Genomic DNA, 16,249 nt, shown 5'->3' with positions numbered 1-16,249 from the left:
TAACGCCTACGGCATGGAAGGGTTCCCCTTTCACACTCGCACCGGGCAGCGCTCGGGTGGGTTCAGGTGACGTGGAGGTCGGCGGCGAGGCGGGCCAGCCCGGCGGGGGCGGTCGCGGCACGGGCCACCACGGCGACGAGGTCGCGTACGGCGGGTCGGTCGTGGACCTCGCTGCGGGCGGTACGTTCGGCCTCCAGGAGGGTGCGACCGGCCCGGAACATGTCACCGGCCAGTGTGTACGCGCGGGCGGCGTCCAGGAGGTAGGCGGCCCGATGCTCGGGGGGCAGCCACCGCCAGCCCTCGGCGGCGAGCAGCCGTTCGTGGCGTACCGTCGCCGCCGCGACGTGCCCGAGGGCGGTCTCGGCCACCACCTCGACGGCAGCCACCGACGCCGACCCGAAACTCGCCCCACCGGGAGACAGGCCGGGGCCAAGGCTCCCGACGGCGGAACGGGGGGCCGCGACGTCGGCATCACGGCCCCCTGTGGCGGAACGGGAGAGCCCGGTGTCGGCACCGGTCGTCGTGGCGAGCGCCCTGGCCCGGTGGATCAACTCTCGGGTGCCGGACTCGTCTCCCCGTCCGGCGGCGGCCAGCGCGGCCTGCGACAGGAGCACCCCGACCAGGGACGGGTCGGCCGGGCGAGCGTCGCCCGGGGGCCTGAGCCGGTGGGCGGCGACGACGGCGGCCTCCACCGCCGACCGATGCCGACCGACACCCCGCAGGGCCTGGACCAGCGGTACGGTGGCGACCCCGGCCAGCCGAGGTTCCCCGACGGCCAGGGCGACAGACATCCCCCGGTCCGCGGCCAGCCAGGCGAGTTCCGGCTGGTCCACCTTGATCAGGGTCACCGCGATCAGGCCGTACACCGGCACCAGGAGCCCGTCGGTCGTCCGACCCGGAAGTGTCGCGCGGGCCTCCCGGACGGCGTCGAGGAGGTCGGGCAGGACGGTGAGCAACGCCGGATACCTGGCGTGCCGGTAACTCTGCTCCGCATGCTCGATCCGGACCCGCAACTCGGCGAGGTCCGGCGGTCGGGTCGGCGTCGGAACGTGGTACCGGGCGAGGGCGGCCCGCAGCCGCTCCACCCCGGCCCCGGGGCCGGCCCGCCCGGGTCGCTCCGGGAGGAGGGCGTCCATCTCGATCCGCAGCGCCTCGGCGACCTCCCGGAGACTCGACACCCGTTCCAGTCGGCGTACCCCGCGTTCGACCTTGTCGACCCAACTCTTCGACTTGCCGAGCCGGTCGGCGAACTGCTGCTGGGTCATGTTCCGCCGGATCCGCCACTGCGCCACCCGCCGCCCCACCGGCAGCTCGTTCACCATCCGGCCCTCCCCCATCCGAGGATCCCGACCAGAAGCAGGACCAGCACCACCACCGCGACGGCCACCCCGGAGACGTACTCCCGGCGGGAGACCGGCGAGGGCCGAGGCGGGCAGGGCATCCGGTCCCCGTCGGGCAGCGGGGGTCGACCACCGGCAACCGGGTACGCCGGGGGCAACGGCCCCTCGTGCGGGCGCTCGTTCATCAGTGCCTCCTCACGATCAGGGAAATGAGCAGGTCAGGGCGGGGTGGCACGGGGAACCACCCCGCCCTGAGATCGAGGCACTCCGCTGCTGACGAGAGGCCCCACTCGACTCAACATAGAAGGCACTGCCGTCACAGTCAACAGAGAAGGCACGGTGCGTCACTCCGAGTGCGAAGATCGAAGCGCTGACGAGAGGTGCACCACGATGCCGCAGGTACCGCTTTACGAGCAGATCATCACCGACGTCTCGGCCTCCATCCGGGCGGGAACCCTGCAGCCGGATGACAAGTTGCCGTCCATCGCCGAACTGCGTGAGCAGTACCAGTCGAGCGCCTGGCCCATCCGATACGCCCTTCGAATCCTTGAAGAGCGCGGCTGGATCGTGACCCGCCAGGGCAAGGGCTCCTTCGTCGCCCCGGAACCGCCCGCCTGACTTCCCGGCTGACCCACTTCCCTACGGGATAAATGGGAGATCTTGGAGGGAAGCGGCCCCCAGAGGGGCCAGAACCTCCCAAGATCTCGCCAGCTTGCGGCGAAGCCGTGGCGGTGCGGCGAGTGCGGCGGCCGGAACGGGTCCGGCGTCCCGGGTGAGCAGGGCGTACCGGCACACCGCCGCGTGCGCCCCGATGTAGGAGTCGGCCAACGGGGCTCGCTTCACCCCACCCGGGCGGCGATACCGCGCATAGGCCTTGCCCGCGAGAAAGCCCGCCGGATACGGCAACTCTTCGCAAAGGAAGTCTGCGGCGGGCAGCGCCTCGTCCAACATCTCGATGCGCTCGAAGCGCACCGAGACCTCGGCGTAGACAACGAGGTTGATCACGATGCCACCGGCATCGCGCGCCTCGGCCAGGGCCGCCTCCGACAACTGCGCCCACTTCGGGTCTTCGTCCGGATATCCAGCAGGGCTGCCGGAATGGTGGCCCACCCCTTGCTGTTCAACCGCATGCCCGCCTTCCGGATCACGTAAAACCAACGATAGGCGACACCGCCGGTGAGGCCGCCATCCGAATCTCCACAGACACGACCCGCCACATCTCCGCGTTCCCTCCCTGAGCCAGGAGGTCACATGATCCTGGCTCGCTTGGATGCTTGATCTATCGATGTGGGTTGTGGACTGTACTTGCGCGTCGTGTGTCCCCGCTGGTGATAGCTGGTCATGGCTGCGGCGAAATGGGTGGGGATTATGTCGGCACCTGTTATGAGCTTCCATTTGTTGGGTTTGGTGGGGTGTTGTTGCAGGTATTGACCGTGTCGTTCGAGGGAATCCCTGATCTCCTGTCCGGCGTTCTGCTTCGCGATTCCCCCGTCCCGTAGCCTGCTCAAGAATCTGCCGAGGGGGACAGGCTCGGCGCATTCCGGAATCTTTACGAGTTGATCCCGTGTGGGTAGTTGGCCTACTGGGAGTCCATTGAGGGCGGAGATGTAGAAGGACTGGGGCCAGACGATGGGCTTGCCGGTGGATGGAAGCTGCCAGTTGTTGGGTTTGGTGGGGTGTTGTTGCAGGTATTGACCGTGTCGTTCGAGGGAATCCCTGATCTCCTGTCCGGCGTTCTGCTTCGCGATTCCCCCGTCCCGTAGCCTGCTCAAGAATCTGCCGAGGGGGACAGGCTCGGCGCATTCCGGAATCTCTACGAGTTGATCCCGTGTGGGTAGTTGGCCTACTGGGAGTCCATTGAGGGCGGAGATGTAGAAGGACTGGGGCCAGACGAGGCGCTTGCCGGTGGGTGGAAGCTGCCAGTTGTTGGGTTTGGTGGGGTGTTGTTGCAGGTATTGACCGTGTCGTTCGAGGGAATCCCTGATCTCCTGTCCGGCGTTCTGCTTCGCGATTCCCCCGTCTCGTAGCCTGCTCAAGAATCTGCCGAGGGGGACAGGCTCGGCGCATTCCGGAATCTCTACGGGTTGATCCCGTGTGGGTAGTTGGCCTACTGGGAGTCCATTGAGGGCGGAGATGTAGAAGGACTGGGGCCAGACGAGGCGCTTGCCGGTGGGTGGAAGCTGCCAGTTGTTGGGTTTGGTGGGGTGTTGTTGCAGGTATTGACCGTGTCGTTCGAGGGAATCCCTGATCTCCTGTCCGGCGTTCTGCTTCGCGATTCCCCCGTCTCGTAGCCTGCTCAAGAATCTGCCGAGGGGGACAGGCTCGGCGCATTCCGGAATCTCTACGGGTTGATCCCGTGTGGGTAGTTGGCCTACTGGGAGTCCATTGAGAGCCGAAATGTATAGGCTTTGGACGAGTCTCGCCATATTTAGCTCCTTGGTCAGGTGTGTGCGGGGGCACGCTGAACGCATTGTCAACTCAGTGTATTCGAGGAAGTCGTATAGGCCCAGACCTGATCTTTCGTGGCTGGTGAGGTGGTGGTTACGGCGGTGGTTAGCCAGGGCGGCCAGCGGCGATTCCGGTGAGGGTGTTCATGATATCGCGGCTGTATGCGGTGGCGAGTTAGTAGCGGATCAGCGCGAATTGGTAAGCTACGAAGCCCTCGCCTACGGGCGACCACGACGGGGCTTCGACCGGCGGGCGAACCCCGCTTGGCCGCGCGCGAAGGGGGTTCGCACAGTAGGTTGATCGGGTGAGTGGACGGTTTCCGATCGAAGACGTCACCCCCGCCGTCTCCTGCGGTCGCTACCCGGCCAAGGCGGTGGTCGGGGAGGTCGTCCCGGTGTCCGCGCGGGCGTACCGCGAGGGACACGACGCGCTCGGCTGCAACGTGGTCTGGCTCGGCCCGGACGGGCGGGGTCGGCCGTTCACCCGGATGAAGGCCGGCGAGCCGGGGCACGACCTGTGGCACGCCACCATCACCCCGGACGCCGTCGGCGAGTGGAGCTTCACCGTCGAGGCGTTCCAGGATCCGTATCTGACCTGGCAGAACGCCGTGACGAAGAAGGTCGCCGCCGGGCAGACGGTCGGCGACCTGGCGAACGACCTGGCCGAGGGTGCCCGGGTCCTGACCGAAGCCCTCGCCCTGGTCCCGGCCGCCGACACCGGCCGGGTCCGGGCGGCGGTCGCGGCGCTCAGTGACGAGGGTCTGCCGCTGTCCCGCCGGGTCGCCCCGGCGCTGGACCTGGCCGACCTGCTCTGGGCGTACCCGGTGCGAGAGCTGGTGACCACCGGCGAGCCGTACCGGATCTGGGTGGACCGGCCCCGGGCGCTCTTCTCCGCCTGGTACGAGTTCTTCCCCCGCTCCGAGGGGGCGGTCCTGGCGACGGCCGACGAACCGGCCCGGTCGGGCACCTTCGTCACCGCCACGTCCCGGCTGCCGGGGGTGGCCCAGATGGGGTTCGACGTGCTCTACCTGCCGCCGATCCACCCGATCGGGCGGGTCAACCGCAAGGGCCGGAACAACACCCTGACCGCCGGTCCCGACGACGTGGGCTCGCCGTGGGCGATCGGCGCGGCCGAGGGCGGGCACGACGCCCTGCACCCCGACCTGGGTACGCCGCAGGACTTCCGTGACTTCGTCGCCGCCGCCGCCGAGGTGGGCCTGGAGGTGGCGATGGACCTGGCGTTGCAGTGCGCCCCGGACCATCCGTGGGTGACCGAGCACCCGCAGTGGTTCACCACCCGGGCCGACGGGAGCATCGCCTACGCGGAGAACCCGCCGAAGAAGTACCAGGACATCTACCCGCTGAACTTCGACAACGACCCGGAGGGGATCCGGGCGGAGATCCTGCGGGTGGTGCTGCACTGGGTCGGCGAGGGGATCAGGATCTTCCGGGTCGACAATCCGCACACCAAGCCGTTCGACTTCTGGCACTGGCTGATCGCCGAGGTCAAGCGAGTCGACCCGGACGTGTTGTTCCTCGCCGAGGCGTTCACCCGACCGGCGATCATGCACGGGCTCGGCAGGATCGGTTTCACCCAGTCGTACACGTACTTCACCTGGCGTACCTCGGCGGCGCAGCTGCGGGAGTACTGCGAGGAGCTGGTCGCGGCGGCCGACTACATGCGGCCGAACTTCTGGCCGAACACCCCGGACATCCTGCACGAGTCGTTGCAGCGCGGCGGACCCCCGATGTTCAAGATCCGGGCGGTCCTGGCGGCGTTGCTCAGCCCCTCCTGGGGGATGTACGCCGGATACGAACTCTTCGAGCACGTCCCCCGCCCCGGCGCCGAGGAGTACCTCGACAACGAGAAGTTCGAGCTGCGCCCCCGGGACTGGTCCGACGCGCTCGCCCAGGGCCGGTCCCTCGCCCCGTTCGTCGGCACCCTCAACCGGGTACGCCGGGAGAACCCGGCCCTGCACCGGCTGCGCAACCTCGTCTTCCACGACGTGGACAACCCGGCACTGCTCTGCTGGTCCAAACACGATCCGGCCACCGGGAACACGGTTCTGGTGGTCTGCTCGTTCGACTCCCGGGAAGTCCAGTGGGGCAACACCGTCCTGGACATGCCGGCGCTCGGCCTGGACTGGCACGACCGGTTCACCGTCCACGACGAACTGACCGGGACGACCTACGACTGGGGCCAGCACAACGCGGTCCGGCTCGACCCGTATCTTCAACCCGCACACGTGTTCACGGTCCGGCACCCGGACACCGGCGACACCCCGGCCCCGACCGGTCCCGACCTGACCGACGACGCCCCGAAGGACGACGCCCGATGGACCAGTTGATCGCCGGCGAGACGCACGACCCGCACGCGATCCTCGGGGCACACCCGGCCGACGGCCGGACCACGGTGCGTACCCTCCGGCGGGGAGCCGAGTCGGTCACCGTCCTGGTCGACGGGGAACGACACCCGGCGACCCGGGTGCACGGCGTCGGGGTCTTCGAGGTCACCCTGCCCGGCACCGTGCTCGACTACCGCCTCGACGTGGACGGCACCGTCGTCGACGACCCGTACCGGCACCCACCGGTCCTCGGGGAGCTGGACCTGCACCTGATCGCCGAAGGCCGGCACGAACGGCTCTGGGAGGCGCTCGGAGCGCGGGTCCGCGACGACGGGGTCGGTTTCGCGGTCTGGGCTCCCAACGCCCGGGGGGTCCGGGTCGTCGGGGACTTCACCGGGTGGGGGGCGCACGACGGGTGGCCGATGCGGTCGCTGGGCTCCAGCGGGGTGTGGGAGGTCTTCGTCCCGGGGGCCGTCTCCGGGCAGCGGTACAAGTACCGGATCCTCGGCGCCGACGGACTGTGGCGGGACAAGATCGACCCGATGGCGGCGTACGCGGAGGTGCCCCCGGCCACCGCGTCGGTGGTGCACCGGTCGACGTACCAGTGGTCGGACGGGGCCTGGCTGGCCGAGCGGGTCCGCCGTCGGCCGCACCAGGAGGCGATGAGCGTCTACGAGGTGCACCTCGGCTCCTGGCGTCCCGGGCTCGGCTACCGCGAGCTGGCCGAACAGCTCACCGCGTACGTGGTGGAGCTGGGCTTCACCCACGTGGAGTTCCTGCCGGTGATGGAGCACCCCTTCGGCGGGTCCTGGGGTTACCAGGTCACCGGGTACTACGCCCCCACCTCCCGGTTCGGTGACCCGGACGACTTCCGGCACCTGGTCGACACCCTGCACCGGGCCGGGGTCGGGGTGATCCTGGACTGGGTCCCCGCCCACTTCCCCAAGGACGACTGGGCCCTGGCCCGGTTCGACGGCACCCCGCTCTACGAGCACCCCGACCCGCGCCGGGGCGAACACCCCGACTGGGGTACGTACGTCTTCGACTTCGGCCGCCGGGAGGTCCGCAACTTCCTGGTCGCCAACGCCCTCTACTGGTGCGAGGAGTTCCACGTCGACGGGCTCCGGGTCGACGCCGTCGCCTCGATGCTCTACCTGGACTACTCCCGCCCGGAGGGGCAGTGGCTGCCCAACGAGTACGGCGGCCGGGAGAACCTGGAGGCCATCGCGTTCATGCAGGAGGTGAACGCGACCGTCTACAAGCACCACGCCGGGGTCATGATGATCGCCGAGGAGTCGACGGCCTGGCCGGGTGTCACCCGCCCCACCTCCGACGGCGGGCTCGGGTTCGGGTTCAAGTGGAACATGGGCTGGATGCACGACACCCTGCTCTACACCTCGAAGGATCCCGTCTACCGCCAGCACCACCACCACCAGCTCACCTTCTCCCTGGCGTACGCGTGGAGCGAGAACTACCTCCTGCCGATCAGCCACGACGAGGTGGTGCACGGCAAGGGGGCGCTGGTGGCGAAGATGCCCGGCGACACCTGGCAGCGGCTGGCCACCACCCGGGCGCTGCTGGCGTACATGTGGGCGCACCCGGGCAAGCAGCTGCTCTTCATGGGCTGCGAGCTGGGTGACGAGCGGGAGTGGAGCGAGGAGCGGGGCCTGGACTGGTACCTGTTGCACGACCCGGCCCGCGCCGGGGTGCAGCGCCTCGTCGGCGACCTCAACCGGGTCTACCGGGACTCCCCCGCCCTGTACGCCCAGGACACCTCCCCCGCCGGGTTCCGCTGGCTGGCCGGGGACGACGTGGCCAACAACACCGTCTCCTTCGTCCGAATCGCCCCGGACGGACAGACCCTGGTCTGCGTGGTCAACTTCTCCGCGCTGCCGTTGGAGGACTACCGGGTCGGGTTGCCGTCCGGGGGGCGGTGGACCGAGGTGGTCAACACCGACGCCCACCACTACGGCGGCTCCGGGGTGGGCAACCTCGGTGAGGTGCACGCCCAGGACGTGCCCTGGCACGGGCAGCCCGCCTCGGTGTCGCTGCGGGTGCCGCCGCTGGGCGCCCTCTGGCTACGCCCCTCCTGACCCGGAGGGGGTCTGCGGCGGCGGGGTGAACCGGGGCTCGACCCGCAGCGGTGGCAGCTGCGGTTCGGGCCTGACGAACAGGACCCGGAAGACCGCCAGCGGCACCGAGGCCCACAGTCGGCGGCGCTGGTCCCGGTCGAACCCCCGCCGTCGGGCCACCCACCAGGCCGCCGGAGCACCTGCGAACATGGCCCCGGCGAACGTCCAGACGGTGCCGTCGGTAAGCGACAACCAGGTGAAGTAGAGCTGGGCGGCGGCCCCGACCAGCACCAGCGACCAGTCGGCGGCCAACGGAAGAGGAGTCCGCCACGAGGGCGGCGGCTGATCCTGCACCAGACCATTGTCGATCACCGGCCGGAGCGCCCACAGCCTCCGTACGGTCGGGTCGGGGCCGTTCCTCCGGGGTCTTCTACCGCCGGGGAGCAACCCGGTGTGAACCCGATCCACCGGAGAGGTCCCGGGACGGTCCCGAACCTCCCCCGCCGGGCGGAGGACCTCCCCGGGACCTGGCATTCGCCTGCTGGACCAGGGTCGGATCGGGGATCCCGAGGAGCGTTGTGACGGCCTGCTCCAGCCTGCGCTGAGCCGCATCCGTTCTCGCACCCTGGTCCTCGATCTGCTTCTGTGTCACCGTCGCCCCCCGTTCGGCCGAGAGTCTCACGAACTGCTTCTCTTCCTCGTCCGCTCGGCGGGCGGCATCTCTAGTGATGTAGGTGAACGCCCGCATCGTGGGCATTCCGTTGAGGACGTCCGGAACACGGACGGCGTAGTGGCCGGGGTTGGGATCGGGTCTCCCGTCGGGTCCCCTGCGTTGGTAGTGGTAGTAGTAGGGCTGGTCGGGCCTCGGGGTGTCCGCCATCGAGGCCAGCACGAAGTCGCGCTTGTCTTCCAACCCGATCAGGTTGGCCTGCTGAAGCCTGAGATCGCTCAGGCGCGACTGGACGTCCGGGACGGCCAGCAACCACCGCTGCTGGTCGTCGGTGAGTGCCGCGACGATCCCACCCACCCGCGCCGACAGGTTCTCCTGGAGGTAGGTGAACTCTTCCTGATGGTCCATCGAGTCACACCCTCGTTCCGTCGGTCAGACGAGGCCGTTGTCGCGCATGAGCCGCCACAGGCCGGCGCCGTCCGGGGCGGAGAGCCACCGCTGGCCGACCGGCCCCTCGACCGTACTGTCCAGGGGGGTGGGCAGGGTGCCGGCCAGGACCGCCTCGGTGGGCGAGAGTTGGCGGATGGCGACCCCGGCGACGTTGTCCGGGTGACCGGCGGCGAACTCCCGGTAGATGTCCTGGTCGTGTTGGCCGTCGTCGCCGACGAGGAGCCACTTCATCTTCGGGAACTCCCGGGAGAGCCGTTCCAGGGTGGCCCGCTTGTGTTCCCGGCCGTTGCGGAACCAGCGGTCGTGGGTCGGACCCCAGTCGGTGAGCAGCAGGGGGCCGGCCGGGTAGAGGTGCCGGGACAGGAACCGGGTCAGGGTCGGGGCGACGTTCCAGGCCCCGGTGGACAGGTAGAAGACAGGTGCTCCGGGGTGGGCGGTGACCAGCCGCTCGTAGAGGACCGCCATCCCGGGCACCGCCATCCGGGCGTGCTCGTCGAGGACGAAGGTGTTCCACGCCGCGAGCAGCGGTCGGGGCAGGGCGGTGACCATGACGGTGTCGTCGATGTCGGAGAGGATGCCGAACGTGACGTCCGGGTCGAGGATCCGCACCGGGGCCTCGACCGGCGCGGCGTCCGGCAGGCTGATCCGGACCGTCCCCCAGCCGGGCGGCAGATCCGCCCTGATCACGGCCTGGACGAAGCCGCTGCGGTCGGCCTTGGCCCGGTGTCGCACACCGGCCGCCTCGATGGTGACGGTGGCGTGCTTGGCCGGCAGGGTGGCGAAGCTGCGCCAACCGCGGACCTTCTCCAGCCGCCCCCGCTGCCGGTGGTCCGGCCGACCCAGCAGCACCCGGCACATCACCCGGATCCAGCCCGGTGCGCCGTACCCGGTGTAGGCGATCACGTTGGTCTGCCAACCGGTCCGCCGCAGACGCCGTTCGAAGAACTGGTGCAGCGCGTCCTCGATCCGGGCGGCCCGGTGCAGGGTCGGCACTGCCAGCTGCTTGGCGGTTGTCGGTGGCACGTTGCCACCCTGCCACACCTGGACGGGACCGGCCACGCGAGGCGATCACCAGCACCAACCGAGACACAATCGGGACAAAAGGCCGGTCACATCGGGTCCCCGCACCGACCCGTACGCTGACCGGGCCGTCCCGTGCCGACCGCGTCGAGGAGACGTACCCGGATGCTGATCCTGCTGCCGCCCTCGGAGGGCAAGGCCGACGCCGGTGCCGGCCGCCGCCTCGACCTGTCCCGCCTGAGCCTGCCCGAACTGACAGCGGCCCGGGAGCGGGTCCTCGACGCGCTCGTCGACCTCAGCAGCGGCGACGACCACACCGCGAGGACGGTCCTCGGACTCGGCGAGGGACAGCGCGCCGAACTGCGCCGCAACGCCCGACTGACCCGGGCCGCGTGTGCGCCGGCCGGGCGGATCTACACCGGGGTGCTGTACGCCGCACTGGACCTGGGCGCCCTGCCCGCCCCCGCCGCCCGGCTGGCGAACCGTACGGTCCTGGTCTCCTCCGGCCTGTGGGGGGCGGTCCGGTTGACCGACCGGATCCCCCCGTACCGCTGCCCGATCGGGGTACGGCTGCCCGGCCCGGGGGCGCTGTCGGCGTACTGGCGGCGGGAGCTGGCGGCGACGATGACCGCGACCGCCGGTGACCGGCCGGTGCTCGACCTGCGCTCCGGGGCGTACGCGGCCACCTGGACCCCTCGGGGCGAGTCGGCCGGACGGACGGTGACGGTGCGGGTGCTGCACGAGCGGACCGTCGACGGGGAGACGGTCCGGACCGTGGTCAGCCACTTCAACAAGGCCACGAAGGGTCGGCTGGTCCGGGACCTGCTCACCGCCGGCGCCCGGCCGGACACCGCCGACGACCTGGTGACGGCGTTGCGGGACCTCAAGTACACGGTGCTGGAGTCGCCGGGGGCGACCGACCGGCCCCGGCAGGTCGACGTCGTGGTGACCGACCTCCAGCCCTCGTAGCGCAAGTTTTCCTCAAGCCTCGTCCCGATCGGTACCGCCGGGCCTGCCGTGTTGGGACGGTAGGGGCTCTCCCCCGACCCCAGGAGTGCCCGCCTTGGCCCGCGAATCCACCCTGCTCGACCGCGCCCAGCCGCTGGTGACCCCCGCCAGTCCCCTGGACTGGCCGACCCTGGCGGACGCGTTCGAGGCCGCCTGTCTGCTGCGCTGCACCCCCGCGCCCGCCCCGGCCTCGGCGGGACGTCGTCGCCCGACCGGCCCCCGCCCGACCGGGCCGGCCGAGTTCAACCGGGAGGACGCCGCGCTGCGGATGCTCCACCTCCTCGACCGGCTCGCCGTCCCGGTCCGCCACGAACGGGCCGTCGGAGGCCTGCGCCGCCGCTACGAGCTGCACCAGCTCCGGGTCGCCCCGGCCGCCCAGTCGAGCTACGTGGCGCTGCTGGACACCGGATGGCGGCAGGCCCGCCGGGAACTCCTCGGCGGCCCGGTGGCGGGGGCCTCCCCGACCCGTCAGGCGTGGCGGACCCGGCTGGCGGCAGCGGCCTGGCGCTCGGCGCTGCTGGCCGCCGGACGGCACGTACGCCGACACATCCTCGGTGTCCGACTCGCCGACCGGGAGCTGGCCGCCGTCCTGGTCCGCAGCGCCGCCATGCTCGACGTGCCGGCCCTGCTCCGCCCGGGGGCGGGATGCTTCGTGGTCAGCGTCGCCGACGGCCCGGACCGGGACCGGATCCTGGACGCCGCCGCCCTGGCCACCCCCGTCCGACCGACCGGCTGACCGCATCCCGACCACAGGTCGGGTTGCATCCGCCCCGTTCACGGCGCACAGTGCAGCGGGTGAACGGTCGCTGGTCTGTGCGCTCACGGCGGTACACCGCCCGCCTGGCGGTGCTGCTGATGCTGCCGGGCGCGCTCGGTGGGTGCCGGGAGGACCCCGACGAGACGGTGCAGATCCGGATCGCCACCGGCAGCCCGACCGCCGTCTACCACGCCTTCGGCCAGTCCCTGGCCACCATCCTCAACCGGGAGCTGCCCGAGGTGGAGGCCACCGTGGTGGTGACCGCCGCGTCGGCGGCGAACGTCGAGCTGGTCCGCACCGGTCAGGCCGAGCTGGGCTTCACCCAGGCCGACGTCCTGGCCCCGGTGACCACCCCCACCCCCGCCGTGGTCGCCGTGGCCCGCGTCTACGACGACCTGCTGCACCTGGTCACCACGGCGCAGAGCCCGATCCGGACCGTCGCCGACCTGCGCGGGAGGCGGGTCTCCCTGGGTGCCCCCGGCTCCGGCACCGGAATCACCGCGAACCGGCTGCTGACGGTGGCCGGGGTGGCGGGCGACGTCGACAGGCACGCCCTGAACCTGGACGACTCGGTGGCCGCCCTCCGGGAGGGCCGGATCGACGCCTTCTTCTTCTCCGGTGGGCTGCCGGTGCGGGGTGTGGAGCAACTGCTCGCCGACACCGCCGCCCGGGTCGTCGACCTCGGCGACTGGATCGAGCCCCTCCGCCGCAACTACCCCGAGGTGTACGTCTCCCGGGACATCCCCCGGTCCGTCTACGGGGTGGACCCGATCACCACGGTGGCCAACCCGAACTACCTCATCGTCCAGGCCGACCTGCCGGACCGTCTGGTCCGCGAGCTGACCCGGCTGTTGATGGAGCGCCGGGCCGAGCTGGCCGCCGCCCACCCCGCCGCCGGTCGGCTGAGCCCCCGGTCGGCGATCGCCACCACTCCGCTCCCCCTGCACCCGGGAGCCGCCGCCTGGTACCGGGAGAGCAAACCCTGACACAGTCGCGCAGGACGTCGAACCGGTCACGCCGCGCGCCCGTACCCACCTCTGCCACTCGGCAGCGGAAAGGAAGCCACGCCTTGCAGGATCCTGGTCGGCCGCAGTACGCGGACTCCGGCAGTGACGCCCAGTCCTTCGACGAGGCCGAATCGAACGACGCCTTCGTCCACGCCTACCGGAGCTTCCACCGGAACGTCACCACGTACCCCCCTGCGGACCTTCCCTACCCACCGGAAGCGTTGCGGGTGGCTCGTACCGGACCGTCGGCCGGGAACCCGGTCGTGTACCGGTTGGATCGGGAGACCCTCTACCGGTTGGACTCCCGGCCCCCCGACGTCATCTTCCAGGAGGGCTTCACCGGGTACAACGACCACCTGCCCGTCAGCCTCCAGGACTACCAGAAATCCTCGCCCTACACCCGATTCGTCAGCACCACCCGGGATCCGCGCGTCGACCCGGAGCTGTTCCGGCGGATCCTCGCCTCGGTCGATCCGACGCCGGGTGGACTGTGGCTCTACAAGATCTCGATTCGGGGCGGGATCGACGTCCTGGCCTCGCTGGGTCCGGCGGCCTACAGCCGCCAACAGGAGGTGCTGATCCCGGACCGTGTCGGTCCGGAGTACGTGGACACCGCCACCCCGTTCGACCGCGACAGCCGGCAGTGCGGGGCGACAGTGGGCAACCCCAATGCGTGGGGTACGGCTCAGGTGCGGTGGGAACGGGACTTCGAACGGGCTCAGGTGGCAACCCGCGCCATGGCCCGACTCGCCCCGCCGCCTGCCCCGTGGCCACGGCCGACCCCGCCGATTCCGCATCCGACCCAGCCGATGTCCTACCAGCCGCACCCGATCCTGTTCCGGTCGCCGCCGAGAACACTCCCGGGCGCGATGCCACCGGCCCCCGCCGGACCGTATCCGTCAGCTGCGCACCTGCCCTACGGTCCGCAGGGTCCCCACCGCCCGTCGGGACAACTCGGCCGCCCACCCGGCCCGGGGCACCATCGGTGACCGGCGCCATGACCTCTGTCCCATCTCCGAACCGGTGACACGGTGGGGCCGTCGTGGGGGTGGACCCGTCCCGGCCGCCGTCCGGGACACCGCTCGCCCCGGGAGGACGTCATGTACCAGTACACCGGCTTCGACACCCCCGCCAACGTGCGCCGGGCGGACCGGGCACCACTGTACTGCTGGAGCCCCGTCCCCCCGGAGGAGGTCTTCGGCACGGCGCACCTGCAACCGCCGGACCCCACGATGCCCGCAACCCTCGCGGAGCACCTCGTACAGGCTGGAACCTGCATCCTCAGCGCCACCCGGCAACGCGAACCCCGCCGGGACGTCGTCGACCACGCCCTGGAGCGCTACGGCCGGCCGTATGCCGAGTACGCCTACCGCTACACCGTCTGGACGACGCGGGGCTACGACATGAACTCCTCGGTGGCAGGTCGGCGTGCCCGAGCGGCGACGAGGTCGCCTTCATCGGGGCACTCCACAAGGATTGCGTCTCGGCGGTCACCACGTACCGGGTACAGGACCTGGCAAAACTGGAGAGCGAGTCCAACATCCACCTCTCGGACCAGGCGGAGGGGCTCAAGGAGGCCTGGATCCGAACGCCGGCACACCTTCGCGTCCCCCCGCCGGTGCGGCGGAGCTCCCACCGGCCGCCCGCCGGTCAGTACGGGAACCGGTACGGATTCCAGCCGGGCGGGCCGCGTCGCTGACCGTCGCGGAGGTCAGGAGCCGACCGTCTCCGGCACGTCGGACGTGGCGGTCGGCTCCGGTTCGGCACCGGGGAACCAGAGTTGCGCCACCAGACCGCGCGGATGCGCCCGGCGCATGGTGAGCCGCCCCCCGGAGGCGTCGACCAGGACCGCGACGATCGTCAACCCGAGACCGGCCCCGTCGACGTTCTGCACCTGGGGGGCACGCCAGAACCGCTCGGTGGCCTGACCCAGTTGACTCACTGTCATCCCCGGCCCGTCGTCGCGTACCTCGAGGGAGGTTCCACCACCGGACCGGCGGACCGTGACCGTCACCTCGCCACCGGAGCCGGTGAACTTCACCGCGTTGTCGATCAACGCGTCCAGGGCCTGGTCGATGGCGGTCGGCACGGTCCGGGCGTACGTCGGGTCGTCGGAGGTCACCAGACGCAGCGTGAGGTCCCGTCGCCGGGCCAGCGGCTCCCAGGCGGTGACCCGGGACGCGGCGACCGCACCGGCGTCGACGGTGGTCCGCTCGTTCTCCGCCCGTTCCGCCCTGGCCAGGGTGAGCAGCGCGTCGAGGACCTGGGCCAGCCTGTCGGTCTCCTCCAGGGCGAACTGGTGTTCGGCCCGCCCCTCCTCGTCGTGCAGGCTCGGACCGAGCTCCTCCACCCGCAGCCGCAACGCCGTCAACGGGTTGCGGAGCTGGTGGCTGGCGTGCGCGACGAAGGCCCGCTGCCGATCCATCACGTCGGAGACCGCGTCGGCCATGTGGTTGAAGCTGGCCGCGAGTCGACGCAGCTCCGGTGGACCCCACCGGTGCTGGACCCGGGCACCCCGGTCACCCTCGGCGATCTCGTGGGTGACCGCGTCCAGCTCGGTGACCGGTCGCAGCACCCACCCGGCCAGCCCGAACGCCAACAGGACACAGGCCACCACCACGACGACGCCGACCACCGCCAGCAGGAGCCACCAGGCGAGGACGGTGCGGCGGATCCGCTCCGAATCGGTGGTGATCACCACCGCCCCGAGGACCTCCCCGCCGTCGTTGATCGGCACCGCCACCACCACCGGGTCGTCGACCCAGGGCCACACCGAGTCGGGGGCACTGCTCTGCAACCCGGACAGGGCGGTGTCCAGGGCCGCCGCCGTCCCCGGCCCGGCCCGCCAACTCGCCGACTCCGCCACCGTACGGCGGTCCCGGTCCACCACCGCCGTGCCGATCCCGTACAGCTCGTCGTAGCTGTCCAGTTCCCCGACGAGCGGGCCGGTCACGTCCGTCCGCAGCGCCGGCCCGGCCAGCGAGGCGAACCGGGTGGCGTCGGCGAGCCGGTCGGCGCGGAGCCGGTCGGTCTCCCGGCTGGCCAGGGTGAGCGCCAACGGCGTCTCCAGGGCGAGCAGCACCAGCACCATCAGCAGCAGGTAGCTGATCACCAGTCGACGACGCACCGCCGG

Annotated in this window: 15 protein-coding genes; 7 read left to right on the top strand and 8 right to left on the bottom strand. The window is 70.8% G+C overall.

Annotation, left to right across the window (positions count from 1 at the left end; translation table 11 throughout):
* Positions 1 to 62 precede the first annotated feature (62 nt).
* Together WHN02_RS12950 and WHN02_RS12945 are read right to left on the bottom strand one after the other, a co-directional pair.
* Positions 63 to 1,319 (bottom strand): helix-turn-helix domain-containing protein, encoded by a 1,257-nt coding sequence (locus tag WHN02_RS12950; RefSeq protein ID WP_434743945.1) that lies wholly within the window; start codon positions 1,317 to 1,319, stop codon positions 63 to 65.
* The gene (locus tag WHN02_RS12945) at positions 1,316 to 1,525 is read right to left on the bottom strand and encodes a hypothetical protein (protein WP_434743536.1); all 210 of its coding nucleotides are present in this window, start codon (positions 1,523 to 1,525) and stop codon (positions 1,316 to 1,318) included. The genes WHN02_RS12950 and WHN02_RS12945 overlap by 4 nt, the downstream gene beginning before the upstream one ends.
* 205 nt (positions 1,526 to 1,730) lie before the next feature.
* Here WHN02_RS12945 and WHN02_RS12940 point away from each other — a divergent pair, with 205 nt between their 5' ends.
* Positions 1,731 to 1,958 (top strand): winged helix-turn-helix domain-containing protein, encoded by a 228-nt coding sequence (locus WHN02_RS12940; protein ID WP_350894871.1) that lies wholly within the window; start codon positions 1,731 to 1,733, stop codon positions 1,956 to 1,958.
* Between the two features lie 21 nt (positions 1,959 to 1,979).
* Here the strand turns inward: WHN02_RS12940 and WHN02_RS12935 are convergent, their stop codons facing one another.
* Together WHN02_RS12935 and WHN02_RS12930 are read right to left on the bottom strand one after the other, a co-directional pair.
* Entirely contained in the window at positions 1,980 to 2,498 is a 519-nt protein-coding gene (locus WHN02_RS12935; RefSeq protein ID WP_434743535.1) for a type II toxin-antitoxin system VapC family toxin, read from the bottom strand.
* 89 nt (positions 2,499 to 2,587) lie between these two features.
* The gene (locus WHN02_RS12930) at positions 2,588 to 3,766 is read right to left on the bottom strand and encodes a hypothetical protein (RefSeq protein WP_434743534.1); all 1,179 of its coding nucleotides are present in this window, start codon (positions 3,764 to 3,766) and stop codon (positions 2,588 to 2,590) included.
* Positions 3,767 to 4,092: 326 nt separating this feature from the next.
* Between WHN02_RS12930 and WHN02_RS12925 the strand changes: the two genes are divergently transcribed.
* Positions 4,093 to 6,135 (top strand): maltotransferase domain-containing protein, encoded by a 2,043-nt coding sequence (locus WHN02_RS12925; protein ID WP_434743533.1) that lies wholly within the window; start codon positions 4,093 to 4,095, stop codon positions 6,133 to 6,135.
* The gene (glgB, locus tag WHN02_RS12920; RefSeq protein ID WP_434743532.1) at positions 6,123 to 8,225 is read left to right on the top strand and encodes a 1,4-alpha-glucan branching protein GlgB; all 2,103 of its coding nucleotides are present in this window, start codon (positions 6,123 to 6,125) and stop codon (positions 8,223 to 8,225) included. Before WHN02_RS12925 ends, glgB begins: the two co-directional genes overlap by 13 nt.
* Here the strand turns inward: glgB and WHN02_RS12915 are convergent.
* The 3 genes from WHN02_RS12915 to WHN02_RS12905 form a co-directional block, all read right to left on the bottom strand.
* Entirely contained in the window at positions 8,211 to 8,558 is a 348-nt protein-coding gene (locus WHN02_RS12915; RefSeq protein WP_434743531.1) for a hypothetical protein, read from the bottom strand. The genes glgB and WHN02_RS12915 overlap by 15 nt on opposite strands.
* Before the next feature lie 76 nt (positions 8,559 to 8,634).
* Positions 8,635 to 9,282 carry a hypothetical protein gene (locus WHN02_RS12910; RefSeq protein WP_434743530.1) on the bottom strand — a complete coding sequence of 216 codons (648 nt, stop codon included), beginning with the start codon at positions 9,280 to 9,282 and terminating at the stop codon, positions 8,635 to 8,637.
* Between the two features lie 24 nt (positions 9,283 to 9,306).
* On the bottom strand, positions 9,307 to 10,347 hold the full coding sequence (locus tag WHN02_RS12905; protein WP_434743529.1) for an App1 family protein: 1,041 nt from the start codon (positions 10,345 to 10,347) through the stop codon (positions 9,307 to 9,309).
* A gap of 162 nt (positions 10,348 to 10,509) precedes the next feature.
* Here WHN02_RS12905 and yaaA point away from each other — a divergent pair, with 162 nt between their 5' ends.
* The 4 genes from yaaA (at position 10,510) to WHN02_RS12885 (ending at position 14,105) form a co-directional block, all read left to right on the top strand.
* Positions 10,510 to 11,313, top strand: a complete 804-nt coding sequence (yaaA, locus tag WHN02_RS12900; protein ID WP_434743528.1) for a peroxide stress protein YaaA — start codon at positions 10,510 to 10,512, stop codon at positions 11,311 to 11,313.
* A gap of 94 nt (positions 11,314 to 11,407) precedes the next feature.
* Positions 11,408 to 12,088 (top strand): hypothetical protein, encoded by a 681-nt coding sequence (locus WHN02_RS12895; RefSeq protein WP_434743527.1) that lies wholly within the window; start codon positions 11,408 to 11,410, stop codon positions 12,086 to 12,088.
* A gap of 119 nt (positions 12,089 to 12,207) precedes the next feature.
* A complete protein-coding gene (locus WHN02_RS12890; RefSeq protein WP_434743944.1) occupies positions 12,208 to 13,095 on the top strand; it encodes a TAXI family TRAP transporter solute-binding subunit in 888 nt (295 codons plus the stop codon).
* An 83-nt stretch (positions 13,096 to 13,178) separates the two neighbouring features.
* A complete protein-coding gene (locus tag WHN02_RS12885; protein ID WP_434743526.1) occupies positions 13,179 to 14,105 on the top strand; it encodes a scabin-related ADP-ribosyltransferase in 927 nt (308 codons plus the stop codon).
* 722 nt (positions 14,106 to 14,827) lie between these two features.
* Here the strand turns inward: WHN02_RS12885 and WHN02_RS12880 are convergent.
* Positions 14,828 to 16,243, bottom strand: a complete 1,416-nt coding sequence (locus WHN02_RS12880; protein ID WP_434743525.1) for an ATP-binding protein — start codon at positions 16,241 to 16,243, stop codon at positions 14,828 to 14,830.
* Between the last annotated feature and the right edge of the window lie 6 nt (positions 16,244 to 16,249).

It is taken from the genome of Micromonospora sp. SH-82, from assembly GCF_051132485.1.
Taxonomy (GTDB): Bacteria; Actinomycetota; Actinomycetes; order Mycobacteriales; family Micromonosporaceae; genus Micromonospora.
This window is presented reverse-complemented; position numbering and strand designations above follow the sequence as displayed.

Coding starts and splice junctions, on each gene's coding strand:
- glgB (WP_434743532.1), top strand. CDS start 6,123: ATGGACCAGTTGATCGCCGGCGAGACGCACGACCCGCACGCGATCCTC.
- WHN02_RS12940 (WP_350894871.1), top strand. CDS start 1,731: ATGCCGCAGGTACCGCTTTACGAGCAGATCATCACCGACGTCTCGGCC.
- WHN02_RS12910 (WP_434743530.1), bottom strand. CDS start 9,282: ATGGACCATCAGGAAGAGTTCACCTACCTCCAGGAGAACCTGTCGGCG.
- WHN02_RS12945 (WP_434743536.1), bottom strand. CDS start 1,525: ATGAACGAGCGCCCGCACGAGGGGCCGTTGCCCCCGGCGTACCCGGTT.
- yaaA (WP_434743528.1), top strand. CDS start 10,510: ATGCTGATCCTGCTGCCGCCCTCGGAGGGCAAGGCCGACGCCGGTGCC.
- WHN02_RS12890 (WP_434743944.1), top strand. CDS start 12,208: ATGCTGCCGGGCGCGCTCGGTGGGTGCCGGGAGGACCCCGACGAGACG.
- WHN02_RS12930 (WP_434743534.1), bottom strand. CDS start 3,766: ATGGCGAGACTCGTCCAAAGCCTATACATTTCGGCTCTCAATGGACTC.